Below are 897 nucleotides of genomic sequence, written 5' to 3' on the forward strand. Positions count from 1 at the left end.
CCACCACGCGCTGCCAGCGCGTATCGGTGCTGACCAGCACCTCCGCCAGGGTGGGCCGCCGCGCCCCTTTGGTCCGGGGTCGACCATTGGTGCCGGGCAGCCGAGGCGGTGCCGGATCGTAGAGCGCGGCATCGAGCCGCAGGCGCGTGACCCCGGTGATCCTGTGCCGGGTCAGGGCAGCCAGGAGTTCCAGGGCAGCAAAGCCGCTGTCGCCGACCAGCACGATGTCTCGCTCTGGAAGCCAGCGGCGGGCCTGCAGGATCAGTTGGCAGGCCCAGTCGGTGAGCTTCTTGTGCCGCTGTCCCTGTTCGCGACAGAACCGTTCCGAAGGCGCGAGCGCGGACAGGAACGGCAGCGCCCACACCCGACCCGCCCAGGGAACAGGTGCCAAGAGCATCAGGCTGATCCAGCGCAGGCCGGAGGCCTTCACGAAGTGGCCGTGGCTGGAGCGCACCGGATCCCGGTAGATGCCCATGGCCGCAATCCGCTTGCCACGGCGGCGCTCAATCGTGTCGTCAATGCCCAGGATGACCGGCCCGTCCGGTGCGAAGGCCGTGATCAGGTGCGCCAGCAGAAGACGCGATGCTGCCCGGGGGCTCCAGACAGCCCGGTTGAGCACCCGATGGTAGTTCACGAAGCGCCGCTCCTGCGCCAGCCCGCTGATCCGCAACAGGCTGGTCACCGTACGTTTGCCGGGCGCCAGGATCGCCCCGATCAGCAACACCTCAGCGTGTTGCCAACTCCGGTGGAAAAACAGCGGCGCAAAGCTCAGGATCACCGCGGCGAAGCGGGGTGGCAGGTGAAGCATGGCGGCGTCTCTTGGCGGGGACACGCCAGCCTAGCCAGTCACCCGCCTCGCCGCCTACGCCTGTCTCAGATGGCCAAAGTCGAGCTAAG

At 68.2% G+C, this 897-nt stretch carries 1 protein-coding gene; it reads right to left on the reverse strand.

The window, feature by feature from the left end; genetic code table 11:
* A partial coding sequence (locus ROTAS13_RS25165) for a transposase (RefSeq protein WP_139323597.1) occupies positions 1-808 on the reverse strand: 808 nt, incomplete at its 3' end.
* Positions 809-897 lie beyond the last annotated feature (89 nt).

The organism is Roseomonas sp. TAS13, from assembly GCF_001950415.1.
Taxonomy (GTDB): domain Bacteria; phylum Pseudomonadota; class Alphaproteobacteria; order Acetobacterales; family Acetobacteraceae; genus Roseomonas; species Roseomonas mucosa.